Origin of the sequence: Nocardiopsis sp. CNT312, from assembly GCF_000515115.1 — a bacterium.
Classification (GTDB): Bacteria; Actinomycetota; Actinomycetes; order Streptosporangiales; family Streptosporangiaceae; genus Nocardiopsis.
In genome coordinates this window covers 79,836-105,749 of the sequence record NZ_KI911536.1, presented here as the reverse complement: position 1 = coordinate 105,749, position 25,914 = coordinate 79,836, and the positions used below count along the sequence as shown (strand labels likewise).

The 25,914-nt window shown below is 71.9% G+C and carries 22 protein-coding genes and 1 pseudogene; 6 read left to right on the top strand and 17 right to left on the bottom strand.

Annotated features, from left to right (window positions below; translation table 11 throughout):
* Position 1 precedes the first annotated feature (1 nt).
* Both B042_RS0117405 and B042_RS0117400 read left to right on the top strand, forming a co-directional pair.
* Positions 2 to 2,563 (top strand): ABC transporter permease, encoded by a 2,562-nt coding sequence (locus B042_RS0117405; RefSeq protein ID WP_028649390.1) that lies wholly within the window; start codon positions 2 to 4, stop codon positions 2,561 to 2,563.
* 92 nt (positions 2,564 to 2,655) lie between these two features.
* Positions 2,656 to 2,883 (top strand): annotated as a pseudogene (locus tag B042_RS0117400) (MFS transporter); the annotation flags it as partial.
* Between the two features lie 83 nt (positions 2,884 to 2,966).
* Here B042_RS0117400 and B042_RS23715 read toward each other — a convergent pair.
* From B042_RS23715 to B042_RS0117385, 3 genes are all read right to left on the bottom strand, one after another.
* Complete coding sequence (locus B042_RS23715; RefSeq protein WP_036555522.1) at positions 2,967 to 3,266, bottom strand: hypothetical protein; 300 nt, start codon at positions 3,264 to 3,266, stop codon at positions 2,967 to 2,969.
* Between the two features lie 75 nt (positions 3,267 to 3,341).
* Positions 3,342 to 4,160, bottom strand: a complete 819-nt coding sequence (locus B042_RS0117390) for a polyprenol monophosphomannose synthase (RefSeq protein WP_028649388.1) — start codon at positions 4,158 to 4,160, stop codon at positions 3,342 to 3,344.
* A gap of 148 nt (positions 4,161 to 4,308) precedes the next feature.
* Positions 4,309 to 5,115 carry a DeoR/GlpR family DNA-binding transcription regulator gene (locus B042_RS0117385; RefSeq protein WP_028649387.1) on the bottom strand — a complete coding sequence of 269 codons (807 nt, stop codon included), beginning with the start codon at positions 5,113 to 5,115 and terminating at the stop codon, positions 4,309 to 4,311.
* A gap of 304 nt (positions 5,116 to 5,419) precedes the next feature.
* On the opposite strand from B042_RS0117385, the gene B042_RS0117375 reads away from it, so the two are divergent.
* The gene (locus tag B042_RS0117375; RefSeq protein WP_028649386.1) at positions 5,420 to 6,190 is read left to right on the top strand and encodes a 4'-phosphopantetheinyl transferase superfamily protein; all 771 of its coding nucleotides are present in this window, start codon (positions 5,420 to 5,422) and stop codon (positions 6,188 to 6,190) included.
* Positions 6,191 to 6,246: 56 nt separating this feature from the next.
* Here the strand turns inward: B042_RS0117375 and B042_RS0117370 are convergent, their stop codons facing one another.
* On the bottom strand, positions 6,247 to 7,401 hold the full coding sequence (locus B042_RS0117370) for an acyl-CoA dehydrogenase family protein (RefSeq protein ID WP_028649385.1): 1,155 nt from the start codon (positions 7,399 to 7,401) through the stop codon (positions 6,247 to 6,249).
* Positions 7,402 to 7,644: 243 nt separating this feature from the next.
* Between B042_RS0117370 and B042_RS0117365 the strand changes: the two genes are divergently transcribed.
* Positions 7,645 to 8,979: an ABC transporter substrate-binding protein gene (locus tag B042_RS0117365; RefSeq protein WP_028649384.1), complete on the top strand. Its 1,335-nt coding sequence runs from the start codon at positions 7,645 to 7,647 to the stop codon at positions 8,977 to 8,979.
* A 16-nt stretch (positions 8,980 to 8,995) separates the two neighbouring features.
* Here the strand turns inward: B042_RS0117365 and B042_RS0117360 are convergent, their stop codons facing one another.
* The 11 genes from B042_RS0117360 to B042_RS25855 form a co-directional block, all read right to left on the bottom strand.
* On the bottom strand, positions 8,996 to 10,402 hold the full coding sequence (locus B042_RS0117360) for a HAMP domain-containing sensor histidine kinase (protein WP_036555518.1): 1,407 nt from the start codon (positions 10,400 to 10,402) through the stop codon (positions 8,996 to 8,998).
* A gap of 127 nt (positions 10,403 to 10,529) precedes the next feature.
* Positions 10,530 to 11,270, bottom strand: a complete 741-nt coding sequence (locus B042_RS0117355) for a TIGR03943 family putative permease subunit (RefSeq protein ID WP_028649382.1) — start codon at positions 11,268 to 11,270, stop codon at positions 10,530 to 10,532.
* A complete protein-coding gene (locus B042_RS0117350) occupies positions 11,267 to 12,349 on the bottom strand; it encodes a permease (RefSeq protein ID WP_028649381.1) in 1,083 nt (360 codons plus the stop codon). The genes B042_RS0117355 and B042_RS0117350 overlap by 4 nt, the downstream gene beginning before the upstream one ends.
* A 95-nt stretch (positions 12,350 to 12,444) precedes the next feature.
* Positions 12,445 to 13,908 (bottom strand): alanine/glycine:cation symporter family protein, encoded by a 1,464-nt coding sequence (locus tag B042_RS0117345; RefSeq protein WP_081748869.1) that lies wholly within the window; start codon positions 13,906 to 13,908, stop codon positions 12,445 to 12,447.
* Positions 13,909 to 14,160: 252 nt separating this feature from the next.
* Positions 14,161 to 15,687 carry a DEAD/DEAH box helicase gene (locus B042_RS0117340; protein WP_028649379.1) on the bottom strand — a complete coding sequence of 509 codons (1,527 nt, stop codon included), beginning with the start codon at positions 15,685 to 15,687 and terminating at the stop codon, positions 14,161 to 14,163.
* A gap of 321 nt (positions 15,688 to 16,008) precedes the next feature.
* On the bottom strand, positions 16,009 to 16,848 hold the full coding sequence (locus B042_RS0117335; protein ID WP_028649378.1) for an enoyl-CoA hydratase/isomerase family protein: 840 nt from the start codon (positions 16,846 to 16,848) through the stop codon (positions 16,009 to 16,011).
* A 78-nt stretch (positions 16,849 to 16,926) separates the two neighbouring features.
* Positions 16,927 to 17,154 (bottom strand): helix-turn-helix domain-containing protein, encoded by a 228-nt coding sequence (locus B042_RS0117330; protein ID WP_028649377.1) that lies wholly within the window; start codon positions 17,152 to 17,154, stop codon positions 16,927 to 16,929.
* Between the two features lie 56 nt (positions 17,155 to 17,210).
* Positions 17,211 to 18,809: an ABC-F family ATP-binding cassette domain-containing protein gene (locus tag B042_RS0117325; RefSeq protein WP_028649376.1), complete on the bottom strand. Its 1,599-nt coding sequence runs from the start codon at positions 18,807 to 18,809 to the stop codon at positions 17,211 to 17,213.
* Between the two features lie 169 nt (positions 18,810 to 18,978).
* On the bottom strand, positions 18,979 to 20,298 hold the full coding sequence (locus B042_RS0117320) for an AI-2E family transporter (RefSeq protein WP_028649375.1): 1,320 nt from the start codon (positions 20,296 to 20,298) through the stop codon (positions 18,979 to 18,981).
* A gap of 109 nt (positions 20,299 to 20,407) precedes the next feature.
* Positions 20,408 to 20,815, bottom strand: coding sequence for a YccF domain-containing protein (locus B042_RS0117315; protein WP_028649374.1), 408 nt, complete (start codon positions 20,813 to 20,815; stop codon positions 20,408 to 20,410).
* Positions 20,816 to 21,271: 456 nt separating this feature from the next.
* Positions 21,272 to 21,421 (bottom strand): hypothetical protein, encoded by a 150-nt coding sequence (locus tag B042_RS25855; protein WP_155989180.1) that lies wholly within the window; start codon positions 21,419 to 21,421, stop codon positions 21,272 to 21,274.
* A gap of 68 nt (positions 21,422 to 21,489) precedes the next feature.
* On the opposite strand from B042_RS25855, the gene B042_RS0117305 reads away from it, so the two are divergent.
* Positions 21,490 to 21,789 carry a WhiB family transcriptional regulator gene (locus B042_RS0117305; RefSeq protein WP_255342358.1) on the top strand — a complete coding sequence of 100 codons (300 nt, stop codon included), beginning with the start codon at positions 21,490 to 21,492 and terminating at the stop codon, positions 21,787 to 21,789.
* 108 nt (positions 21,790 to 21,897) lie between these two features.
* On the opposite strand, the gene B042_RS0117300 is transcribed toward B042_RS0117305, so the two are convergent.
* Together B042_RS0117300 and B042_RS0117295 are read right to left on the bottom strand one after the other, a co-directional pair.
* Positions 21,898 to 23,202, bottom strand: coding sequence for a phosphoribosyltransferase family protein (locus tag B042_RS0117300; protein ID WP_028649372.1), 1,305 nt, complete (start codon positions 23,200 to 23,202; stop codon positions 21,898 to 21,900).
* A gap of 125 nt (positions 23,203 to 23,327) precedes the next feature.
* Positions 23,328 to 23,894 carry a GNAT family N-acetyltransferase gene (locus B042_RS0117295; protein WP_028649371.1) on the bottom strand — a complete coding sequence of 189 codons (567 nt, stop codon included), beginning with the start codon at positions 23,892 to 23,894 and terminating at the stop codon, positions 23,328 to 23,330.
* Between the two features lie 263 nt (positions 23,895 to 24,157).
* Here B042_RS0117295 and B042_RS0117290 point away from each other — a divergent pair, with 263 nt between their 5' ends.
* On the top strand, positions 24,158 to 25,357 hold the full coding sequence (locus B042_RS0117290; protein WP_036555515.1) for an MFS transporter: 1,200 nt from the start codon (positions 24,158 to 24,160) through the stop codon (positions 25,355 to 25,357).
* The last annotated feature ends 557 nt before the right edge of the window (positions 25,358 to 25,914 follow it).

Here is a 25,914-nt window from a genome sequence, read left to right as displayed (position 1 = left end):
GATGCTGCGCACCACGCTCGCCGGGCTGCGGCTGCACAGGTCCCGGTACGTGACGACCGTCCTGGCGATCCTGCTCGGCGTCATGTTCGTCTCCGGGACGATGGTCTTCGCCGACACCCTCAACGCCGACTACGAGGAGTCCGTCATGGGCTCGGCCACCGGCGTCGACGCGATCGCCGAACCGGCCGCCCCCGAGCCCCCGGTCGATGAGGGGCCCGAGCCGCTGACCGGCGACCACCTGGAGGAGGTCCGCGCCCTACCCGAGACGGCCTCGGCCGGCGGCCTGGTCCGGAGCCGGGTCGTCCTGCTGGACGCCGAGGGCCGCGCGTTCGGCTTCATGCCCCCGGCCGCCGTCGCCTTCGACGGCCCCGTCCGGTTCTCCGCCGCAGAGGGCGCGCTGCCCTCGGACGGCGGCGAGATCGCCCTGGCCACTTCCACCGCCGAGCAGGCCGGGTTCGGGGTCGGCGACACGGTGACCGTACTCGACAGGCGGGAGCGGGAGCGGGAGTTCACCGTCACCGGCCTGGTCAACTTCGGGGTGGACCCCTCCTACAGCGGCAACGGGGCCGTGGTCCTCGATCCGGGCACCCTGGAGAAGGTCGCGGGGGCGACCGGTTACACGGAGATCGACGCCGTCGCCGCCGAGGGGTACTCCGACCGGGAGGCGGCCGACGCCGTGGCCGCGGCGCTGGGGTCCGCCGCTGAGGTGGCCACCGGCGAGGAGTTCGGTCTGGCACTGGCGGAGAGCTTCGGCGCCCCGACGGAGATGCTGCGGATCGCCCTGCTGCTGTTCGCGTTCATCTCGATGTTCGTCGCCGGGATCGTCATCTACAACACCTTCGCCATCCTCATCGCCCAGCGCCAGCGCGAACTGGCCCTGCTGCGGTGTGTGGGCGCCCAGCGCTCTCAGGTGTTCCGGTCCGTGCTCGCCGAGTCGGCGGTGGTGGGCCTGGTCGCCTCCGCACTGGGCGTCCTGGCGGGTACCGGTGTGGGGGTGGCGGGCTCCGCCGTGGTCGGCCCGCTGGTCACCGGTACCGAGACGGGGGCGGACGCGGTCGTCACACCGGTCGCGGTGCTCACCGGGCTGGCCGTCGGCACGGCCGTGACGGTGTGCTCCGCGCTCATCCCGGCGGTGCGCGCCACGCGCGTGGCCCCGCTGGTGGCGCTGCGCACGAGCGCCGCGGCGGCCGGGCTGGAGAAGGGCACCGGCCGGGTCCGCGTCGCGGCGGGGACCGTACTCTTCGCCGGTGCGGCGGCGCTGGTGGCCCTCACCCGCTCCACCGGCCCCACCCAGGAGGGGCCGGTCCTGGTGACGGCCGCCGCGCTGGTGGCGTTCGTGGGGGTGGTGGTCCTCGGGCCGCTGCTGGTGCGCGGCGCGGTCCGCGTCCTGGGCCTGCCGCTGCGCAGGGCCGGGGTGGCGAGCACGCTGGCCGTGGACAACTCCGCCCGCAGCCCCCGGCGGGCGGCCACCGCCATGATCGCCCTGACGGTGGGCGCCACGCTCATGACCGGCTACTCCGTGGTCAGCGCGTCCCTGGAGACGACCATGACCGCGCAACTGGAGGAGCAGTTCCCCATCGAGTACCAGCTCAACCCGCAGTTCTCGCTGGAGGAAACGGGGCCCGACGAGGAGCCCGCCGTGCCCACCGTGCCCGCCGAGGTCCGCGAGGCCCTGGCGGACGAGCCGACCGTCGAGGCGGTCTACGGGCAGCGCACGACCCAGGTGACGCTCGACGACGGGACACCGCTGTCGGTGATGACGTACACGGGGGCCGTGATCGGCACCGACCTGGCCACCGACGCCGTCGAGGGCGACGTGTCCGGCATGGGCCCCGGGAAGGTGCTGCTGGTCGAGCACTACGCCGAGGCGGCCGGGGCGGGTGTGGGCGACACCTACACCGTCCCGGTGGAGGGTGGTACCGATCTCGAACTGGAGGTCGCGGCGCTCACCGACGGCAGCGGCCGGTTCTGGGGCGCCACACTCGACGAGGCCGACTTCACCGCTGCCTTCCCTGAGGTCGACGGCGACGAGGTCCTGTTCGTCGACGGCGCCGACGGCGCGGACCCCGCCGCCCTGCGCGAGGCCGTCTTCGCGGCGGTCGACGACCACCCCACGGTCCAGGTCGGCTCGGCCGCCGAGATCAAGGAGCAGTTCTCCTCGGTCATGGACGTCGCGTTCTACACCATCGCGGCGCTGCTGGGACTGGCGATCGTCATCGCGGTGTTCGGCATCTCCAACACGATGGCGCTGTCGGTACTGGAACGCACCCGGGAATCGGCGCTGCTGCGGGCGCTGGGGCTGGCCCGCTCCCAGCTGCGGCGGATGCTGAGCGTGGAGGCGGTACTGCTGTGCCTGATCGGCGCGGGTATCGGCATCGTGTTCGGGGTGCTGTTCGGCTGGGCGGCGATCGGCTCGGTCCTGCCCGACCCACAGATCTCGGTCCCCCTGGGCCAGATCGCGGTGTTCGTCGCGATCGCGGTCCTGGCGGGGCTGCTGGCCTCGGTCGTGCCGGGGCGGCGCGCCGCGGGCACCTCGATCACCGGGGCGCTGGCAAGCGAGTGAGGTCCGGAGCACCCGGTGCGGCCCCTGCCGTGCGGAAGGGGCCGCACCGTACCGTTGCCGGGGGAGGTCGGCGATGGGCACTCGGGGCACGGTTGCGGCGGGTGCGGTGGCGGGGGACGCCCACCGCCCGGTGGGCCCTGGCGGCCACGGTCCTCGTTTCGGGCGTGGCGTTCCTGGATTCCACGATGGTCGCCGTGGCCCTGCCCGCCCTCCGGCAGGAGTGGGACACGGGGCTCTCCGGTCCGTCATGGGTGGTCAACGGCTCCATGGTGACGCTGTCGACGCTCATCCTGCTCAGCGGTTCGCTGTCCGACCGGTTCTGCGGAGTGTCGGTGCCGCCGTTGCGGGAGTGCCCGGATTCGTGTGCGGGGCATGCCGACGGCCGGTGACGCCTCCGGACGGTTCAGGAGGTCTCGTTGTCGGGCGCGGTGTCCGGCTCCCCGGCGATCTCGGACTCGGGCACCACGCTCAGGGCCTCCTGCTCGGCGCTGCGGCCGCCACCCCAGTCCCGGCGGGGGACGACCCTCTGCCGCTCGGCGCGCACCTCGTCGCTGATCCCCAGTTCGCCGCGGCTGTCGTCGTCGACGAAGCTGTACTCGACGATGTTGTACTCGGGGTCGATCCCGCTCTCGGTCTCGGCGATCGCGCTCTCCTGGGGATCGTCTCCCAGGTCGGTGTCGACATCGTAGGGCTGTTCACTCACGGTGGCCCCTCCTTCCCCCCGTTGCTCCGATGATCCCAGGTCAAGACGGCTAAGGGAAGGAACCGGATCCCGAGGTCAGTGGCGGGCGCGTTCGGACCAGCGCAGACGCAGCGGTCGCAACGCGGCCTCCAAGGCGACGGACCCGTCCAGTTTGCTCTCCCCGGCGGTGCGGTCCTCGAAGTGGATGGGGATCTCCACGAGCTTCTGGCCGCGTCGGAAGGCCCGGTGGTGCATCTCGATCTGGAAGGCGTACCCGGTGCTCTGGATGCTGGGCAGGTCGATGGCGCGCAGTGCGGCGGCGCTCCAGATCTTGAAGCCCGCGGTGACGTCGCGGATGGGCAGGGAGAGCACGGCCTTGACGTAGGTGTTGGCCCACCCGCTGAGGAGCCGCCGGTGTGCGCCCCAGGCCTCGGACAGGCTGCCGCCCGGCACGTAGCGGCTGCCGATCACCACCCCGGCGTTCGTGGACAGCTGGGTACCCAGTAGTTGGGGCACGTAGCCCGCGGGGTGGCTGAGGTCGGCGTCCATCTGCACGACGTGGTCGGCGCCGTCGTCGAGGGCACGGGACATGCCCGCGACGTAGGCGCGGCCGAGGCCGTCCTTGCTCTCACGGTGCACCACGCTGAGCCGTTCGCCGTGTTCGGCGGCGAGCTTGTCGGCCACCTCGCCGGTGCCGTCGGGTGAGCCGTCGTCCACGACGACGGCTCTCAGTCCGGGAAGGTCCAGTGCCATGAGCTGTCCGACCAGGAGCGGCAGGTTCTCCGCCTCGTTGTAGGTGGGGACGACCACGCTCACCCGTGCGGCGGACCAGGAGGGGGGCAGTGCGACGGGCGGGGGTGAGATCCGTACCGGGGCTCCGGGGGTGCGGTCGGTACGGGAGGACTGTTCGTGCATACGCGGCGGCTCCTCGGCTCCTGCGTGTCTACGGTGCGGGGTCCGGAGGCGGCCGAACCCGGGTCCGCGCGTCCGGCGCCGACCGCGTCGACAGGTACCGACCGTAGGACACGCCCGGGACCGGTCAGGCACGGTCGGCCTGATGCGGTCACTCCCTCCGTTCCCTGTCGGCGACGACGACGTGGACGAGGGCCCCGCTCTCCTCCAGCGTGACGACCTGCTCCGGGTCGGCTCCGCTGTCGGTGACCAGGTGGGCGATCTCCTCGGGCGCGACGGTGGGCACCATGGTGTCGGTGCCGATCTTGGTGTGGTCGGCCAGGACCACGGTCTCCTCCGCGCAGGCGGAGAGGGCCCGGTCCACCCCGGCCACGGCGGGGTTGGGGGTACTCAGTCCCCGGTCGGCGCTCACGCCGTTGCCGGACAGGAAGGCGCGGGTGACGCGCAGCCCGGCCACGCCGGACTCGGCGGCAGGGCCGACCAGCGCCCGGATGGTGCCGTGCAGGGTGCCGCCGGTCACCAGGACCTCCACCCCGGGCGCGCCGGCGAGGGCGTCGGCCACGCCCAGGGAGTTGGTGACCACAGTCAGCTCACCGCACGAGCGCAGTGCGCGGGCGAAGGCCGCGGTGGTGGTGCCCGGTCCGATGGCGATGGCCTCCCCGGGGCGTACCAGGCGGGCCGCGCGGGAGGCGATGGCCGCCTTCTCCGCGGCGCACTGGTCACCGCGGCCGGAGTAGCTCTGTTCGTGGCCGATGCGCCCGGGCAGGGCGACGCCGCCCCGCCTGCGGTCGACGAGTCCGTCGGCCTCCAGAACACGCACGTCGCGGCGGATGGTGACCTCGGAGGCTCCGAGTTCCTTGGCGAGGCCACGCAGGGAGATGGTGACGCGGGCGCGTACGAGGTCGAGGATGCGCTCCCGGCGCTCGGCGGCGAACGCCGGTCGGCCCTCCTCGGTCATGGAACACGCGCCCCTTTCGTCCGCGGCTGCGGAATCCTCTTCCCGCCCCCGGGCCTCCAGGGTACGGACCCTGGCCGTCCGTCCTCCTCCCGGGAGGCCTCCCCCTCCTCCGTTCCTGCCGTGACCAGGGTCACGACCAGGACCGCCGACAGGGCCACCAGTCCGATGACCGTTCCCGCTCCGAACAGCACGACGACCGACATCCGGGCCTCCCAAGGGCGGCTTGACCTGCTGTTTGCCCGATTCCCTGTTTCGGCTGGGCTCACACCACCCGGAGCCCGGAACTTGGGAGGACAATGGGTGCATGACGCTTCGCTCCGCCCCCTCGTCCGCCACCGTGTGGTGGGCCCGCACCTCCTCCGCCGACGACCGACTCCTGCGCCTGCTGGACGAGCGGGAGAGGTCCCGCAACGCCCGGCTGCGCCACCAGGCCGACCGCGACCGCCACCTGCTCGGCAGGGCGATGGCCCGGCTGGCACTGGCGCGGGTTGCGGGCTGCCCGCCGGAGAAGGTCTCCTTCGACCTGGTCTGCCGCTCCTGTGAGGACAAGGCGCGTGCGGGGGCCGAACCGGGAGGCCGGGAGCCCCACGGCAAGCCCGTCCCCTCCGGTCCGGCGCTGGGCTGGGAGATCTCCGTCAGCCACTCGGGCGAGTGGGTGGTGCTGGCCCTCACCGAGGGGCCTCCGGTGGGGGTGGACGTGGAACGGGTCTCCGACGCCCGCGACCTGGAGGGGCTCGCCGACTACACCCTGGCCGAGTCCGAGCGGGCGTTCTGGAAGACGCTGCCGCCCGCCGAGCGCACCGGCGCCTTCTTCGGCTACTGGGCCCGCAAGGAGGCCCTGCTCAAGGCTACGGGTCTGGGCCTGTCCGGCGGACTGCGCAGGGTGGGCGTCAGCCCGCCGCACGAGGCGGCCCGGCTGGTGGAGTGGACGGGCGGGGGCGGCCCCGGCGCGGTCTGGCTGACCGACCTGGACCGGGAGGAGGACTACCGTTCCGCGCTGGCCGTGCTCACCGACGGAGAAGTGGAGGTGTCGGTCCGCTCCCTCGGGGACACCGCGGCGCTGCTGCGCGGCTGAGGGGGTGCTCCGCACGGCTCCTGCCGCGGTCGGGTGCCCCTGGGGGCCGGGCCGCCTCACGCCCCGCGTGCCAGGTGGCGGCCGATCACCAGGCGCTGGATCTGGTTGGTGCCCTCGACGATCTGGAGGACCTTGGCCTCGCGCATGTAGCGCTCGACGGGGAAGTCCCGGGTGTAGCCGTAGCCGCCGAGGACCTGGACGGCGTCGGTGGTGACGCGCATGGCGGTGTCGGTGGCCATGAGCTTGGCCATCGCCGCCCGCGCTCCGAAGGGCCGGCCGGCGTCGCGGAGTCTGGCGGCCGACAAGTACAGCTCGCGGGAGGCCGCGATCTGTGTGGCCATGTCGGCGAGCAGGAAGCCCACGCCCTGGAAGTCGCCGACGGGCGTACCGAACTGGTGCCGCTCGCGCGAGTAGGCGAGGGCGGCCTCCATCGCCGCCTGAGCGAGCCCGACCGCGCAGGCGGCGATCCCCAGGCGTCCGGAGTCCAGCGCGGCCAGGGCGATGGCGAACCCCTGGCCCTCCTCGCCGATGAGGGCGTCGCCGCCGAGTTCGACGCCGTCGAAGAGGACGCCGGCGGTGGGGGAGGCCGACATCCCCATCTTGCGTTCGGGGGGCGCGGCGCTCAGCCCCGGGACGCGGCCGGGGACGTGGAGGCAGCTGATGCCGCGTGCGCCGGAGTCGGGGGCCCCGGTGCGGGCGAAGAGCGTGTAGTAGTCGGCGCGGCCGCCGTGCGTGATCCACGCCTTGGCGCCGTCGACGCGATATCCGGCAGCGGTGCGCTCAGCGCGGGTGGTGAGGGCGGAGGCGTCGGAGCCGGAGCCGCTCTCGGAGAGGCAGTAGGCGCCCAGGAGGCCGCCGCCGAGCATGGCGGGCAGGAGGGCTGACCTCTGGGCGCCGGTACCGAAGGCGGCCAGCGGGAAGCACGACAGGGTGTGGACGCTCACCCCGAGCCCGACGGTGAGCCAGCCGCGCGCCAGTTCCTCGACGACCTGGAGGTAGACCTCGTGGGGCTGGCCCCCGCCGCCGTGGGCCTCGGGGTAGGGCAGGCCGAGCAGTCCGGCGGAGCCGAGTGTACGAAAGACCTCGCGGGGGAAGGCGGCCTCCTCCTCGTCCCGGTCGGCGCGCGGGACGAGTTCTTTGTCCACGATTTCGCGGGTGAGCCCCAGGAGCTGCTCCGCCTCGGGTGTGTGCAGTGTGCGTTCGACCGCCATGTGCCCTCCTACGGTTGCGCCGCCCCGCGACGAATATAGTAGGTCGTCCAACTATAGGGTGAGGTCCGCCACTCGGCCAGTACGCCGCACGGGGGGTGCGCACCGACAACCGGGAGGCGCGAACGCGCGGAGCGAACTCGCCAGTAACATATGTACGGACAGACCTCCCGCCACCGGCCTGCACCGGTCCGCCGTATCCCCCCGTGCCCGACGAACAGCACCTTCCCTTCCCAGGACGCCTCCATGCGATCACTGACCATCTCCGCCTCGGCGCTGGCCGTCGCGCTCCTGGCCGCCTCCTGCTCCGGCGGGGAGAAGGCCGACAGCACCGCCGCGCCCGCCGGGGACCCCGCTCAGGGCGTGAGCGACGACGCGGTCGTCGTCGGCACGCACCAGCCCCTGTCCGGTGCGGCCTCCCCCGGCTTCGTCCACGTGTCCACGGGCGCCCGGGCGGTCTTCGACTACGTCAACGACAACGGCGGTGTCCACGGGCGCCGAATCGAGTACGTGGTGAAGGACGACGCCTTCGACCCGGTGCGGACCCAGACCGCCACCGGCGAGCTCCTGGACGAGGAGGGGATCTTCGCGATGGTCGGCGGGCTGGGCACCCGGACCCACGAGGCCGTCATCGACGAACTCAACGACCGCGGGGTCCCCGACCTGTTCGTCTCCTCCGGGGCGCTGTCCTGGGACCAGCCGGAGGAGTACCCGTACAGCTACGGCTTCCAGCCGGACTACACCCGTGAGGCCAAGGTCCAGGCCCGTTACATCGCCGAGAACCTCCCGGGTGAGAAGGTCGGCCTGCTCTACCAGAACGACGACGTGGGCCCGGCGGCGCAGGCCGGGATCGAGCAGTACCTCACCGACGAGGTCGTGGCGTGGGAGGCCTACGACCCCAGCGTCCCCGAGCTGGGTGGACAGATCGCCGGCCTCCAGGAGGAGGGGGCCGACGTCGTCGTCTGCTCCTGCATCCCCTCCTTCCTCGCCCTGGCGCTCATGGAGGCGGCCCAGGCCGGCTACGAGCCCCAGTGGGTGGCCCCCAGCTTCGGCGGCGACGCGGCCGTGGTCGCCGGGGTCATCGAGGAGTACTCGGCCGGCACGCCCCTGGAGGGCGTTCCGCCCGCGGGCCTGGTCGACGGCCTCATCCTGACCTCCTTCCTGCCGTTGGCGTCCCAGACCGACGACCCCTGGATCGAGTTCTACCGGGAGGTCCTCGACGAGTACGCCCCCGAGGGAACACCCTTCGTCGACACCACCGTCTACGGCATGGTGCAGGCGACACTGTTCGCCCGGCTGCTGGTGGAGACCGGCCCCGACCTGGACCGCGCCGGGCTTCTGGAGACCCTGCACTCCCACGATCTGGCCGGGCCGGGCCTGGTGCCGTTCGCGGCCACCGAGGAGGACCACGCCGGGTACACCGGTGTCATGGTCGCCCGGATCCGGTCCGGCCAGGAGCCGGAGATCCTCCAGGGGCCCCAGCGCACCGACCGCGGCGGAGGGGAGATCCTCGACGTCGAACTCGACCGCCCCAGCCCCGACGGGGTCCGGATCTTCGGCGGGGAGGAGAACCCCGGGTAAGCCCGGCTCGGGCCGGTCAGCCGGGTCGGCCGGGCTCGGCCGGGAGCATGAGCGTGAAGACGGCCCCGCCCAGGAGGGGGCTGTCCCCGACGGTGAGCGTGCCGCCGTGGTCCCTGGCGATCTCACGCGAGATGGTCAGGCCCAGGCCGCTGCCGCCCGGGTCACGCTCCCGCGACTCCCTGAGCCGGGCGAAGCGCTCGAACACGCGCTCGCGGTCCTCCTCCGGCACGCCCCGGCCGTCGTCGTGGACGCGCACCACGGCCCTGCCCCCCTCGCAGCCGACCGCGACCACGATCCGGGAGCGGGCGTGCCGCTCGGCGTTGGCGACCAGGTTGGTGAGGACCCGGACCAGGCGGAGCCGGTTGGCCGACACCAGCACCGGGTTCCCGGCGTGCACCTCGACCGAGGTGCCGCCCCGGATCTGCCCCGTCTCCTGTCGGACCAGTTCCGACAGGTCGAGGCTCTCCCTGCTCATCGCGAGTCCGGCGTCCAGGCGCGCCATCTCCAGCAGGTCGTCGACGATGCCCTCCAACCGCTCGGTGTCGTCGAGCAGGACCCACAGCAGCCGCTCGCGCTCACGTGGATCGGGCTCGGGCTCGGACAGCTCCACCTCCAACCGGGTGCGCATCCCGGCGATGGGGTTGCGCAGTTCGTGGGAGGCGTCGGAGACGAACCGCCGCTGCTTGGTCACGGACTCGGACACGCGCTCGATGCTGTCGTTGGCCGTGCGCGCCAGGTGGGCGATCTCGTCCCGGGTGCGGGGGACGGGCACCCGGCGGTCGAGGTCGCTCGCCGACAGGCGTTCGAGTTCCAGACGGATCTCCTCCACGGGCCGCAGCGCCCGGCCCACGCCGTACCAGGTGAGGGACCCGCTGATGGCGAGGAGGAGGACACCGGTGCCGAGGATCAGCGCCTCCGGTGCGTTGGTGCTGACGATGGCGGGCTCGGGGGTGCTGGCGATGACGAGCACGTCGTCCCCGTAGGCCGTGTCAAGGGCCTCATAGACCACCACGACGAAGCAGACCTCGCGCTCGTCCTCCACCCGGATGGTGCACACGGTCGTCTCCATCCGGATCCCGGCGATCGGGGTCGGCGGCCGGACGACCGCGGGCGCACCCCGCATCGCGGCGCTGGCGGCCAGGACCTCGTAGGTGCGGGCGTCGACGATCTGGAGGCGCCCGATCGGGGGATACGGAGGGATGTCCCCGGCGTAGCGCTCCGTACCGATGTCCTCCACCACCGCTCGGGCGGCGGCATCGGCCTGGACGGCCTGCTGGGCGACAAGAAGCGTGTGGAGGACGATGATGAAGACGACGAACAGCACGGTGAGGAGGACGAAGAGCACCGCGACCGACCACAGTGTCACCCGGGCGCGAATCGACCGCGGGCGCTTGCTGTTCCACAGTCGTCTAGCGTGGTCCATCCATTCCGACACCGACCCATTATCACCCGTTGCACTAACCGCAACCCGGAGGGTGGCTCCTGCGGCGATTCGGTTCGGCCCGCGAGGCCCTGGTCCGGGCGAGCCGTCGCGCCTTCCATGCGGCCCTCTACCCCTCGTAGGGGTCGGGCGGGTTCTGCACGGCCTCCTGCTCCACAGCGTGGAACTCGTGCTGGGCCACGTCGACGAGGTCGCCCTCGGGTTCCACCCAGGTGCCGCGCACCGTCCACCAGGAGTCCTTGTCGGGCGCGGGGGTGTTGGTGATGAGCACCTTGTTGACAATGGCGTCAGCGGCGCAGCAGGCCATCTGGAGGCGGGCCAGGTACCACCCCTGCCCGTCCTCGGTAGGGACCGCGAACCCGGTCAGCTCGATCTCCCGGCCCGCCATGGCGCGTTCCTCGTCGACCCAGGCCCGCATCACGAACTGGCGGATGTCCATGTCGACGGCCTCGCCGGGGGCCGCCTCGTCCAGACCGTCGTCGAACATGCTGCCGCGGTAGGGCACCTCGGGCGGCGCGGCGGGGGCGTCATCGCGCTCCACCGTGTAGGAGCCCAGCGCCGGCGGAGCCACCACGAAGACGGCCACGACCGGCGCGAGCAGGAGCCAGGCCACGCCCGGGGCGCGCTCGTGGCCGTGGCCCGGGGCGCAGTCGGGATCGGCGCTGCCCTCGCCGCGCAGTTCCGCGGCGATGACGAGCGCCCCCAGGATCGCCATGACGACCCCGGCGGCGATCAGGAAGGGTCCGAAGACGGGTTTGACCCAGTTCAGGTACAGGTCGCTGAAGAGCGTGCTGCTCAGCGCCGCGGACCCGAGCAGGACGAGCGTGAGCCCCTGGGCGATCCGGTTCACAGCAGAAGTCCTCCGATCACGAACGTACTGGCCAGACCGACCACCAAGCACAGCGGCGCGAAGCGGACGGCGAAGCGCCAGCCGAACACGGCGGCCTGCATGGCGATGAGCTTGAGGTCGACCATCGGGCCGATCACCATGAAGGCGAGCTTGGCCGTGGGCGAGAAGTCTCCGAAGCTGAGCGCGACGAAGGCGTCGGCCTCGGAGCAGACGGACAGCAGGATCGCCAGCGCCGCCATGACCAGCACCGACACCACGGGGGTATCGGCCACCGCCAGCAGCCACTCGCGGGGGATCATGATGTTGAGGCTCGCAGCGGCCGCGGCCCCGACCACGAGGTAGCCGCCCGCGTGCATCATGTCGTGGAGCATCGAGTCGCGGAAGACGAGCCACCGCGCCGTTCCCACCGCGTGGGTGGGCGCGGGCAGCCTGATCCAGTCGGCGCGGCCGAAGCGCACCCAGATCCAGCCGATCACCACCGACGCGGCCAGGGAGGCCGCGAACCGGGCCAGCACCACCTCGGGCTGCCCGGCGAAGGCCACCGCGGTGGCGATCATGACGACCGGGTTGATGGCGGGCGCGGCCAGCAGGAACGTGAGCGCGGCCGCCGGGGCGACCCCGCGCTTGACCAGGCTTCCAGCGATGGGGACCGAGGCGCACTCGCATCCGGGCAGCAGCGCCCCGGACAGTCCGGCGACCGGCACAGCCGCCCCCGGACGCGAGGGGAAGAAGCGCTGGTAGGCCGAGGCCGGCACAAAGGCGGTGAGCGCCGCGGACAGGGCGACCCCGAAGACGAGGAAGGGCAGCGCCTGGAAGCTGATCGCGGTGAAGATCGTGGACCAGGCGAGGAAGGCCTGGTGGGTGAGCTGGTCGGACACCCAGGCGTGGCCCAGCGCCATCGTGGTGATGAACAGCGCGAACAGCCAGACCGTCCCGGTCCCGGGCCTGCGCTTGCGGCGCCCCCAGTCCGAGGGGGGTAGTTCCTCCCCCTCCGCGCGGGGGTCCCATCCCCCGGCGAGCGTGTCGCCGAGGGAGGAGTGAGTGGTGTCGTCGTCCGAAGGCGTGGTCCGGTCGGGCACAGCGCTACTCCGCGTGGTCGGGTGGGATCTGCCCCAAGGGTAGCCGAGAACCGTTTTCCTTCGGACCGCCCCCGAGGCCTGTGGACAGGCCCGTTTCAGCCCCGCTCCCGGCCGTCCTCCTCCGGCGGACGCCCGTCCTCGTCCCGCAGCACGGGGTCGCCCAGTGGGGAGCCGTGGCCCAGCTCCACCTCCTCGGGCAGGGCCCCCTCCGCCTCGCCCCAGCACCGCACGTTCCTCAGGTCCGGCATCTTGGCCAGGCTCCACTGCGGGTCGAGACCGTTGCGGTGCTGGCGAGTGTAGTCGGCCAGGAGCCGGAACGCGGTCCCCGACAACGGGATGAGGGCGGCCAGATTGACCAGGGCCATGACGCCCATCGCCGCGTCGGCCAGGCTCCACACCAGGGGCAGCGGCGCCACGCTGCCCAGGAACACCGCGGCCAGCACCACTGCGCGGAAGTAGGTCATGTGGCGCGGATCGGCGTCGAGGAACCTCAGGTTGGTCTCGCCGTAGTAGTAGTTGCCCAGCAGCGAGGTGAAGGCGAGCAGGCACAGGATGAGAGTGAGGGCGTGAACCGACCAGCCGCCCAGGCTGGCCTCCAAGGCGACCTGGGTGACCTGGGCACCCGCGTCGCCGCCGTAGTCGGGTTCGGGCACCAGGATGACGAACGCGGTGACCGAGCACACCAAAAGCGTGTCGAAGTACACCCCCAGGCACTGCACCAGGCCCTGTTTGACCGGGTGCGACACCGAGGCCGTGGCACCGGCGTTGGGTGCCGACCCCAGGCCCGCCTCGTTGGAGAACATGCCGCGCCGCATGCCCTGGACGATCGCGGCTCCCGCTCCGCCCGCGACGAACTCGCGCAGCCCGAACGCCCCCGCGAGGATGTCGCCGAGGACCCTGGGCAGCTCCCCCAGGTTGAGCACCACCACGGCCAGACCGATGAGGAGGTACAGCAGGGCCATGGCCGGGACCAGCGTCTCGGCCACGTGGGCGATGCGCCGCACGCCCCCGAAGACGACGAGCCCGAGCAGAGCTGTCACCACGAGCCCGATGAGCGTGTTCAGCAGCCACCCCGTGGGCAGGCCCGCCGAGTCGACCGACATCGCGACCACCCCGGCGATGCTGTTGGACTGCACCGAGTTGAACACCAGGGAGAAGGTGACGGTGATGATGACGGCGAAGAGCACGCCCATCCAGCGCTGCCCGAGACCGTGGAACATGTAGTAGGCCGGGCCGCCCCGGAAGCCGGTCTCGGTGCGCACCTTGTACAACTGGGCCAGTGTGGACTCCACGAAGGCGGCCGATCCGAGGACCGTGGCCATCAGCCACATCCAGAAGATCGCTCCCGGGCCGCCCAGGACGATCGCCGTGGCCACACCCGCGATGTTGCCCGTGCCCACACGCGAGGCGGCCGAGATCGCGAACGCCTGGAAGGACGAGATCTCCTTGCGGCCGTCGGGCGCGGTTCCGGGGCTGCTGCGCACGACCCGGAACATCTCCGGGAACAGCCGCAGTTGGACGAACCCCGAGCGCACCGTGAAGTAGACGGCCAGGACCATCAGGAGCGGGATGAGGATCCAGCTCCACAGGACGTCGTTGACGGCGGTGATGGCGTTCACGCGTTCCCCTCCGTACGGCGCGGGACTCCCGGCCCTGTTCCGGGGCCGTCCCGCCACTGTCCACGGCAACGCGGCGGAAGGGCACGCGGGACACGTCAAATCGGGGCAAAGGAGGGGCTCCGGCAGCGGTGCGGAGGTCCCGGACACGCCTCGGGCCCGGCCGGAGCCGGGCCCGAGGCACAGCCGCAGGTGTCAGCGGCGTCCGGCCGGGTTATAGCGACCGCCCCTGCGGTCATCGCCGCGGTAGCCGCCCCGGCTCTCGCCGCGGTGGTGTCCGCCCCGATCCTCGCGCCGGTCCCCGCCGCGGGGGCCGTCCCCGTCGCGGTGGCCGCGGCGCTCGCCGTCGCGGAAGCCGCTTCCCTCACCCCGGTAGGCCCGGCGCTCGCCGTCGCGGAAGCCGCCTCCCTCGCCCCGGCGGTTGCCCCGCGGACGGTCGCCGCGGTAGCCGCCCCGGTAGCCGCCGCCGCGGTACCCGCCGCGGCGGGGGCCGCCCCGGCCGCGGCGCGGGCGCTCCGGCTCCGGCGGCTCGACCCACGGCTCACCGCTGGGCTCGCGCGCCCCGGTCACCTCGGTGAGCAGCTCGTCACCGGGGTTGACCAGGTGCTGCTTGGCCACCACGCCCGCGTCGCTGAGCAGGCGGCGCGCCGTGCGGCGCTGGTTGGGGGCCACGAGGGAGACCACCGCGCCCGAGGAACCGGCCCGGGCGGTGCGGCCCCCGCGGTGCAGGTAGTCCTTGTGGCCGGTGGGCAGGTCGACGTTGACGACCAGGTCGATGCCGTCGACGTGGATACCGCGGGCGGCGACGTCGGTGGCGATCAGGGCCTGGATGCGGCCCTCCTTGAACTTGGCCAGGGTGCGGGTGCGCACGCTCTGCGTCTTGCCGCCGTGCAGGGAGGCGCAGGGGACGCCGAGCTGGACGAGCTGTTCGCTGATGGTGTCAGCGCGGTACTTGCTGCGCACGAACAGGATGGTGCGCCCGTCTCGGGCGGCAATCTGCGCGACGATCTTGTTCTTGTCGCGCGGCAGCACCTTGAGCAGGTGGTGCTCCATGGTGGTGACCTGCGAGACCGGCGGGTCCACGGAGTGGGTGCGCGGGTCGTTCATGTACTTGCGGACCAGCTTGTCGACGTCACCGTCGAGGGTGGCCGAGAACAGCAGGGTCTGCCCGCCGGGGCGGACCTGGTCGAGCAGCTCGCTGACCTGCGGCATGAAGCCCATGTCGCACATCTGGTCGGCCTCGTCCAGGACCGAGAGCTCCACGTCGCCCAGGTCGCAGGCGCCCTGCTCGATGAGGTCGGTGAGGCGGCCCGGGGTGGCGACGAGGACGTCGACGCCGCGGCGCAGTTCGTTGATCTGTCGGGTGTAGGAGCTGCCGCCCACGACGTCCCCCACGCGCACACCGACAACGCGGGCGTAACCGCGCAGGGCGTCACGCACCTGGTGGGCGAGTTCGCGGGTGGGCACCAGGATCAGGGCCCGGGGGCGGGAGGCGGCGGCGCGGCGCTCGGAGCAGCGCATGAGCACCGGCAGCCCGAAGGCCAGGGTCTTGCCCGATCCCGTGCGGCCGCAACCGAGGACGTCGCGGCCCTCGATGGCGTCGGGGATGGTGGCCGCCTGGATCGGGAACGGCGTGGTCACACCGTTCTTGGCCAGCTCTCCGACGATGTCCTGGGGCAGCCCGAGGCCGTCGAAGGCAGGCTCTACGGCAGTGTCCGTCAAGTGACGTGTACCTTCCTCATCGTTTGGCGGCGTTTCGAGGAAGGCTCCACACGGCCCGGGGACCCAGCGAAGAAATCACACAAACGCGCCTGATCACACGCGGAAGCGGACCCCGGACTGGATTCGGGGTTCGGGACTCTTCACTTCAAGAGTGACGCCGACAGGGTCGGCACGCGCTCCGCGTCTTGCGCGGCCCGGCGCGCTCGGATGCGCGCGGCATTGAACGACCGCTTGGAGAAGCCTACTAGACATCCTCCGCGACCGGGACGGGACGGGGGTTTCCGGCTCGTGATCCAGCTCTCCCCCGCCCCTCCGGCCGGTTCAGGAGGGGTCGGCTGCCCGGGCCCCGGCGAGCGCGGTGAGGCGCGCCGCCTGCGCCCGGCGCTCGGCCGCGACCTGCTGCTGGAGGGTGTTGCCCGGGGCCTGCTGGAGCAGCGCCTTGGTGGCCGTGGCCGCGTCGGGGTCGGTGGCCAGCAGGGCGGCGACGAGGTCGTCGACGGCGCCGGGGAGTTCACCGGCGGGGACGACGGCCTCGGCCAGGCCGAGTTCGCGCGCCTCCCGGGCATCCACCCTGCGCGCGGTGAGGCAGATCTCGGTCGCCCGGTGCACGCCCACGATGTCCACGAGCGGTTTGGTCCCGGTGAGGTCGGGGACCAGGCCGAGGGCCGGCTCCTTCATGCACAGGGAGGCGTCGTCGGCGAGGATTCGGATGTCGCAGGACAGGGCCAACTGGAACCCGGCACCGATCGCGTGCCCGCGCACGGCGGCCACGGTCACCAGGTCGGGGCGGCGCAGCCATAGGAAGCCCTCCTGGAGCCCCGCGATGTAGGCGTCCACCCCCTCCGGATCGACCGTGCCCGCGGCGATCTCGGTGACGATGGAGCGCTCCCCCTCGATCCCCTCCGGGCTGAACATGCCCAGGTCGATGCCGGCGGAGAAGATGTCGCCCTCTCCCGCGAGCACGACGACACGGACACCGCCGGGCAGGGTCCGGCCGATGCGGGCCAGGGCGGCCCACATGCGCCCGGTCATCGCGTTGCGGCGCTCGGGGCGGGCGATGGTGACACGGGCCACCGGCCCGTCCACCGCCAGCCGCAGGCCGACCCGGGCGAGCTCCTCCCCGGTGGGTGCGGTTTCCGTGTCGCTCGGGGCCGGTGCCATGGGTTCCTCCGTCGTGTTCGGTGTCACACCCAAACCCTACTGTCAGGTAACCCCGGGGCCACGGGTGGGCACGCCGATCTACTCGACGATGGTGCCCCGGCGACGCGAGACGCCGCCGCCCCCGCGGCCGCGCAGCTCCACGCCGGCCTCCTCCAGCACCGTGCGGACGAACCCGTAGGACCTCCCGGTGGCCGCCGACAGCATGCGGATGCTCTCTCCCGCCTCGTAGCGGCGCCGGAGCTCAGCCCCCAGGGCCGTGCGCTCCTCGCCGGAGACGCGGGGGCGCTTCTCGGAAGCCTCGTTCACGGTGCACTCCTCAGGGTCGTGGGGGCGGTGGGGACCACCGCAGGGCCGGCCGCCGCTCACGCGAGGGCGATGAGGTCCTCGAACTCGGCGTTCCACACGTCCTCGACACCGTCGGGCAACAGGATCACCCGCTCGGGCTGGAGCGCCTCCACCGCGCCCTCGTCGTGTGTCACCAGCACGATGGCGCCCCGGTACCCCCGCAGCGCCGCCAGGATCTCCTCACGGCTGGCCGGGTCGAGGTTGTTGGTGGGCTCGTCCAGCAGCAGCACGTTGGCGCTGGAGACCACCAGGGTGGCCAGTGCCAGGCGCGTCTTCTCCCCGCCGGAGAGCACCCCGGCGGGCTTGTCCACGTCGTCACCGGTGAAGAGGAAGGAACCGAGCGTCTTGCGCGCCTCGACCTCCGGCAGGTCCGGGGCGGCGCTCATCATGTTCTCCAGCACGCTCCGGTCCACGTCCAGGGTCTCGTGCTCCTGGGCGTAGTAGCCGAGTTTGAGGCCGTGGCCGGGCACGACCCGGCCGGTGTCGGGCTCCTCCACGCCGCCCAGCAGCCGCAGCAGCGTGGTCTTGCCCGCGCCGTTGAGGCCCAGGATGACCACACGGCTGCCCCGGTCGATCGCCAGGTCGACCCCGGCGAAGATCTCCAGGGAGCCGTAGGACTTGGACAGCCCCTCCGCCATGAGCGGGGTCCTCCCGCTGGGCGCCGGGTCGGGGAAGCGCAGCTTGGCGACCTTGTCCGAGACCCGCACGCCCTGCACGCCGTCCAGGATCCGGTCCGCGCGGTTGAGCATCTGCTGCGCGGCGCGCGCCTTGGTGGCCTTGGCCCGGAAACGGTCGGCCTGCTTGCGCAGGGTCTCCGCCTGCTTCTCGGCGTTGGCGAGCTCGCGGCGGCGTCGGCTCTCGTCGGCCTCGCGCTGGGACAGGTACTGTCTCCAGCCCATGTTGTAGACATCGATGACACTGCGGTTGGCGTCCAGGTAGAACACCCGGTTGACCACGTCCTCGACCAGTTCCACGTCGTGGCTGATGACGATGAGGCCGCCCTGGTGGGCCTTGAGGAAGTCCCGCAGCCAGACGATGGAGTCGGCGTCCAGGTGGTTGGTGGGCTCGTCCAGGAGCAGGGTGTCGGAGTCGCTGTAGAGGATCCGTGCCAGCTCGATCCGGCGGCGCTGGCCGCCGGAGAGCGTGCGCAGGGGCTGCGACAGCACCTTGTCTGGCAGGCCCAGGCTGGAGGCGATGGCGGCGGCCTCGGACTCGGCGGCGTACCCGCCCAGGACGTGCAGCCGCTCCTCCCATCGGGAGTAGGCGCGCACCCCCTTGTTGCGGGTCTTGGTGTCGGTGCTGGCCATCTTCTTCTCCGCCTCGCGCATGCCGCGCAGGGCCTCGTCGATGCCCCGGGCGGAGAGGATCCTGTCCTTGGCGACGACGTCGAGGTCGCCGGTGCGCGGGTCCTGGGGCAGGTAGCCGATGCTCCCGCTGGAGGTGACCGACCCGCCGGTGGGAATCCCCTCACCGGCCAGGACCTTGGTCATGGTGGTCTTGCCCGCGCCGTTGCGACCGACCAGGCCGATCCTGTCCCCCGCCCCCACGCGGAACGTGGTCGGCTCCAGCAGGAGACGGGCTCCGACACGCAGTTCGAGGTCGGTGGCGATCAGCATGGCAGGGGCTTCCTCAGGTCGGTGGGACTCATGCGGCGGCGCACCCGTGCCGCGAGGGGCCGGTGCGCGGGCGACCGCTCCAGCGTAACCGCACCCGGGGGCCGGATCCGGTGGCCGCGGACGTACGGTCCCCGCCCGCTCGGTGGGGGCGGGAACCGCATACCGCGGGTCAGCCCCCGGCGACCGGAGCCCTGGGCTCCTCCCCGCGACCGCTCTCAGGACCGGCCCCGCCGTCCTTGGCGGGCGGGCCGTTCCTGACCGCCTCAGCGCGGGGAAGGGCCGGCGGCCGGTTGCGCAGCAGGGCGGCGAGCACGGCCGCGACCGGGGTCGCCAGGAACAGGCCGGTGATGCCGCCGAGGATGCTGCCGATGGTCAGGGCGATGAGGACGATCGCCGAGGGCAGTTCGAGCGCCTGCCCGTAGATGCGCGGCGCGAAGACGTTGCTCTCCAACTGCTGGACCAGCAGAACCACGCCCAGCACGACCAGGGCCACGATCCACCCTTCGGTCACCAGGGCCACCAGGACCGCGAGCAGGCCGCTGAGAAAGGCCCCGATGATCGGGATGAAGGCCCCGATGAAGGTGAGCACGATCAGCGGGATGGCCAGGTTGGTGTCGATGAGGAAGACGAGGAACACACCGATGCCGACCGCGTCGAAGAGGCCGACCATCGCCACACCGCGCACGTACCGCCCCATCACGCCGTAGGCGACGCCGCCCGCGTGGCGCAGGCCCGGGCGGGACTTGGGCGGCAGCAGGGTGATGAGCCACTCCACGAGCTGGTCGCCGGAGTGGACGAAGTACACGGTGAGCACGATGATCAGGACGATCCCGAGCAGGACCTGGAACACCGCGGTCGTGGCGGTCCAGGCTCCGGTGAGGATCTGGTCCTGGTTCTCGGTGAGAGTGGTCTGGATCTGGGCCCAGGCGCTGTCGATCAGTTCGGTGAACACCGCGGGGTCCAGACCGAAGGGGATCTCGATCGTCTGCAACCGGTCCACCGCGTCGTTGACGCTGGCCACGATCTCGTCGAAGCCGCTGACCGCCGGGGTGACGATCATGGAGATCACACCGCTGAAGACGATGAGCCCAAAGAGCAGACTGATGGCGGTGGACAGCCCCCGACCGAAGCCGGTGCGCCTCAGGGGGTTGGGGTTGCGCAGCCAACTGGCGAGGGGCATGAGCAGAGCGGTGAGGAAGACCGCGATGACCACGGGCAGCGTGACCACGCGCAGGTAGATCACGGCGTAGAGCAGCAGTCCCGCCACGACGCCGATGATGAGCAGCCTCAGGGCCACGTCGCTGACCACGCGGAGGATGTCACCCGCACCGATGTCGTCCTGGGCCGCCAGTTCCGCTTCGGGGATCTCGGGCTCGGGCGGCGGGGACGGCTCCTCGGCGCGGACGCGGGCACGGAGCTCGGCCCGGGCCCGGCGGGCGGTGGTCCACCTGTTCAGAAGCGCCCACACTCCTGGCCGCTGGGCTTGCACATGGACTCCATTCTCTGGGGGTCGGTGGAACACGGTGGGAAGCGGCCGGCCCGCGGGGCACCGTCGCCGCCGCACGGGAGCCCGGCCCCCTCACAGGGGATCCAACGTGTCAGAACTGCCAGGGTTCCCGGGGTTGACCGCTGTGGACGATCTCGTTGCCGAAGGGTGCCAGGGCGACGGGGATCATCTTGAGCGAGGCCCACGCCATCGGCAGTCCGATGATGGTGACGGCCAGACCGATCGCGGTGGCGACGTGGCCGAGCGCCAGCCACCATCCGGCGACGATCAGCCAGATGACGTTGAGGACGGTACTGCTTCCGCCCGAACCGGGCTTGCGGACCAGTTCGCGGCCAAAGGGCCAGAGGGCGTAGTTGGCCGTGCGGAAGGAGGCCACACCGAACGGGATCGTCACGATGAGGACGCAGCAGATGACGCCGGCGATGACGTATCCGACCGCCAGCCAGAAGCCCGCGACGAAAAGCCAGATGACGTTGAGGACGAGTCTCACGAAGGCCATCGTGACGTGGTTCTCCCTGTGGTCCGTTTTACGGGCGGCGGTGTCGTGGAAAGGCCGCCCCTGTCCTACCGCATCGGATGCGGAAAGACCGTGATCCGTTCCCGGCGGTTTCCCTTTCGGAGCGTTCGGGGGTCGACCGGCCCCGGCCGCCCCTGGGAGGCCGGTCGCCCACAGTGATGCCCTACGGTCGGCCGGATCCCGGGCGCGGAGCCTGTCCACAATGTGACCAGTACATCACAGAAGGCCCCTAGGCAGGCGGGACATCGCGCCATACGATGTGTGACGTCGTCGGCAAGCCTGCAACCCCTTGCTGTTTACGACAAAAATGGACAATCAACCACATGCCACGCCGTGGCTACGTGGATTCGGTAACGGTTCTGTGAGTAATTTCCCCACCCCCCGTGCATGATCGGGATCGGGGATGGCATGATTACGTACCGGCTCGGACGGAGGCTGTCACCGCCTCCACAGCCGTTCGTGTGAGAGCACCCCGTCGACGGCGGCCATCGCCGCCTCGCCCGTGCGCTTCTTCGTGGCCTCAGCCACACCGGGGAACACCGCCATCGCCGCGGGCGTTCGCGTCCTGCGGGGACTCTCACGCCGCATGACCGACTTTGTGGTGACTGAAGCTTTTTCTGACAGCTTACTAGTGATTCAGTAGAGGTGGTTCAAGCATGTCTCAGGTACGTCGGCAGGCCGCGCTGCGCCCCCGCCCGAGCTGGGGGTGGCAGGACGCCGCCGCGTGCCGGGGCGAGGACCTTGTGCTCTTCTTCGGCCCCGACGGCGAACGCCAGCCGGAACGGGAGATCCGCGAGCGCAAGGCCAAGGAGATCTGCACGGCCTGTCCGGTACGCACGGAATGCCTGGACTATGCGATCTCGCGTCCGGAGAAGTACGGCACGTGGGGCGGCCTCAATGAGGACGAGCGCGCTTCCGAGCGCCGCCGCCGCATGCGCCGCGCCAACGCCGCCTGACCGCGGACCCTGACGCGGCAGCGGCCGATCGCAACTCCCCGGTGGCCCCGGCCCCAGAACGAACCCGCGGCGCCCGACGACCAAGGTCGAGGGCGCCGCGGGTTTTTCTCATCCCTTCTCCAGGTGGCGGTCGAACCAGTCCACCGCCTCCATCGCCACCTGCCGCCACTCCTGGGTCTCCTGGAGCAACTGCTCGGCCCCCGACACCACCTTCAGGTCGGTCTCCGCGCCCATCCTCCGGCGCGCCCACTCCCCGAGTTCGCGGATGAAGGAGTCCCGGCCCTCCAACAGCACCAGCACCGGGGCGCCCACCTGCGGAAGGCTCGGCTCGGCCAGATCGATCCGACCGCCGTAGGCCACCACGGCGCCCACGTCCTGCGGGTGCCGCGCCGCCGTGACCAGGGCCGCCGGAGCCGCGGAGCCGTACCCGAGGATCCCCGGGGCCCGCTCGGCCACGTCCGTCGACCGCCTGAGCCAGGCGACCGCCGCGTCCAACCGGTCGCCCAGCACCGAGGCGTCCACACCGTCGATCCGGTGGGCGCGCTCGGCCGCCGTCACCAGGTCCAGAACCAGGGTCGCGTACCCGGACCGCCGCAGCACCGCCGCGATCGCCCGCCAGCGCGGATCGTCCCGGCCAGTCCCCGTCACCAACACGACCGCGCCGCGCATGGCCGCGGGCACGGTGAGCTCGCCTTCGAGATAGGCCTGGCCGCCGGCCCGGATCCGGACTCCGCGCACGGTCTCGGGCTGCTGGCGGTGGCCCCCCAGCGCGGAGAGGATGGCGGTCACGTGCCCGTCGGAGAGCTGGCTGAAGTCCCGGTACCACTCCCCCACGGCACGGAAGTTGTCGGGGACGCCGAGCACGATGAGCTTGTCGGCCTCCGGACGGAGCGCCTCGACCGCCTCAGGAGAGGCGATCGGGACGGCCAGCACGAGCTGGGCCGGCTTCTCCTGGCGGAGCATGCGCAGCGCCGCACGCGCGGTGCCGCCGGTGGCCACGCCGTCGTCCACGACGATGACGTCGCGTCCGGCGATCCGCGGCATGGCGCGGCCCCCCCGGTACACGCGGCTCCGGCGCTCCAGTTCCCTGCGCTCGGCCTCGACCGTGGCGGCCAGGGCCTGGCGCGGTAGGCGCATCCGGGCCAGGGCCGTGTCGTCGAAGATCACGTGCCCGTCCTCGGCGACCGCTCCGACACCCAGTTCCGGCCGACCGGGCAGGCCGATCTTGCGGACGATGAGCACGTCGAAGTCGGTGTCGAGCAGGCGGGCGAGTTCAGCCCCGACCGGGACCCCGCCCCTGGGCAGGGCCAGTACCAGCGGGTCCGCGGCCGCGAACGGGCGCACCCGCTCGGCGAGGCGGCGGCCCGCCTCTGCGCGGTCGGCGAAGGGCAGCGAAACGGGTACCGGGTTCATGTGCTCACCGGTGCCAGGGCCGTGGCCCCGCACCACTCCTCTCTGTGGAGTGAGCCGTGGGAAAGTGCTACCGGGATACCCCGGACCGCGGCGGCCACAACCCCGCCATCAGGCAAAACCCGATTTCAGTCCTCTTTGGCGGGTATATCGCTACGCAATACCCCCATGAGGAGCGCGTCGTGGCGGCGGCCCTCCCAGAACAGGGAGTCGCGCAGGCGGCCCTCCACGGTGAAACCGCACGAACGGTACACCGCGATGGCCCTCATGTTGAACGTGTACACGTACAGCCAGATCCGGTGCAGGCCCACGCGGTCGAAGGCGTACTCCAGCACGAGTCGGGTGGCCTCCCGCCCCAGCCCCTGTCCCGCGAACCGGAGGGCCGACAGGGTGATGTGGTAGCCCGCGCTCTCGTTCTCGGGCGAGATCGCGTAAAGGAACAGGTCGCCCAGGTAGCTTCCGTCCTCTCGGGAGATGATGGCCAGATCGAGCCGGTCACCGTCGGCTGGGCGCCGCTCGCACCGCTCACGCGCGTCCTCGTAGGTGAGATGGCGGTGGCTTCCGGTGAGTCTGCGGATCTCCTCGTCGAGGCTGGCGGAGAAGTAGGCGTCCGTGTGCTCGGGCCCCAGGGGTACGAGGCGGATCCGCTCCCCGACGAGGGTGGGCGTGTCTCGCAGCGCGCTCGCGTTGATCATGAACACTTCCGGTTCCGTCCGGGCCGCGGTCGCGGTCTCCAGCGTGGGTTCGGCGGTCGTGAGCAGTGGCCGGGGCAGGGCCGGTCGGGGGCAGGGTCGAGAGGTCTTCGATGGGGGAACGTGAGGGCAGAGAACCTCTTTGTAGGTGCCGATGGGCTTTCAGGCAAGCCCCTCGGCAAGGGTGAGGAAAGGGCGTACCGCCGGATCGGCGAGAAAGATAGGATGACCCGCGCCGCCCAAACGCGTAGGAGTCCCCTGTGAGTATGCCCGATATCCGCACCGCCACCGGGGCCCCGCCCCCGGCTGAGGCCCGCAGGGCGCGGACAGCGGTCTCCACCCTCTTCTTCGTCAACGGTTTCACCTACACCAACGCGGTCCCGTGGCTGCCCGTGCTCAAGGACCGGCTGGCCCTCGACAACGCAGAACTGGGGCTGGCGATCGCCGCGGCGCCGACTGGGGCGATCCTGACCGGCATGCTCGCGGGGCCGATGATCCACCGATTCGGCAGCGGCCGCACGGCCGTCGGAGCGAGCCTCATCACTTTGGGAGCGCTCCCATTCATTGCTCTGGCACAAAACTGGTGGATGCTCGCCGCCGCGTTCCTTGTCCTGGGCAGCGCCGACGCCTGGACCGACTCCGGGCAGAACGCGCACGGGCTGCGGGTCCAGCGCCGGTACGGCCGCAGCATCATCAACACCTTTCACGCGGTGTGGAGCATGGCCGCGGTCTCCGGCGGACTCGTCGGGGCCACGATGGCGGGGCTCGGGGTACCCGTCCTGTGGCACCTGGGAGGGGTCTCCGCACTCCTGGTGTGCGTGAACCTGGCCGTGGGCCGCATGCTGCTCCCGGGCCCGGAACACAGTGAGCGCGGGGACGGCGCCGCGCACGGCGGCGACCGCACGCCTCTGCCCGTCCGTGCGGTGGCGGTGCTCGTGGCTCTCGGCATGCTGCTGATGCTCGCCGGCGGGATCGAGGACTCGGCCGCCTCCTGGGGGGCGGTGTACATGACCGGGGAACTATCCGCGCCGCTGTTCCTCGCGGCGATGCCGTTCGTGGCCTGCCAGGCGATGATGGCCCTGGGCCGCCTCGCGGGCGACCGCGCCACCGACCGGTTCGGCGCGGTCGCGGTGGGCCGGGTCTGCGGCCTGCTGGCGGGCGGGGGCATGGCGCTCGCCCTGCTCCTGCCGCATCCGGCAGCGGCCGTCGTCGGGTTCGGCGTCATGGGGCTGGGGGTGTCCACGCTGTTCCCGTTGACGCTGGCGGCTGCGGGCGAGATACCCGGGGTGCGCAGCGGTGACGGTGTGACGATCGTGGGGTGGCTGGGACGCGCGGGGTTCCTCGCGTTCCCGCCCCTGCTGGGTGTCCTGGGCGACGCCTTCGGTCTGGGCGCCGCGCTGTGGGTGGTCTCCGTCGGCGGTCTGGCGGTGTTCCTCCTCGCCTCCGTGCTCCGCCCCCGCGGCTGAGATCGGCCCCCGGCCGCGCCTTGGGGCGCGGGCCGGGGGCCGTGGCACACGTCCACGGTCCGCGGGAACCGTTCGCGGGCATGTGGATCAGGCGATCGAGGCCGGACGGCGCGCACCGGCCCACAGGGCGAACGCGCCAATACCGGTCACCACGAGACCGCCGAGCACGAAGCCCTGCATGTCGACGCCGGTCACGGCGAGGGAGTCGTCGTCCCGGTCGCTGTCGTCGTCCGCGGAACCGTCGTCACCACCGCCGTCGGCGGGGGCGCCGTTCTGGGGCCGGCGGTCGTCGCCGCCGTCATCGGTGCTGCCCCCGGCACCGCCGGAACCTCCGGTATTGCCCCCGGCACCGCCGTCACCGGAACCACCGCCCGCGCCGCTACCGGAACCGCCTCCGGTGGTTCCACCGGAACCACCATCGCCGGACTCACCGCCAGTACCGCCGTCACCGGGGCCTTCGCCACCAGTACCGCCGTCACCACCGGCGTCACCACCAGTACCGCCATCGCCACCGGCGTCACCACCAGCGCCGCCATCGCCACCGGCGTCACCACCAG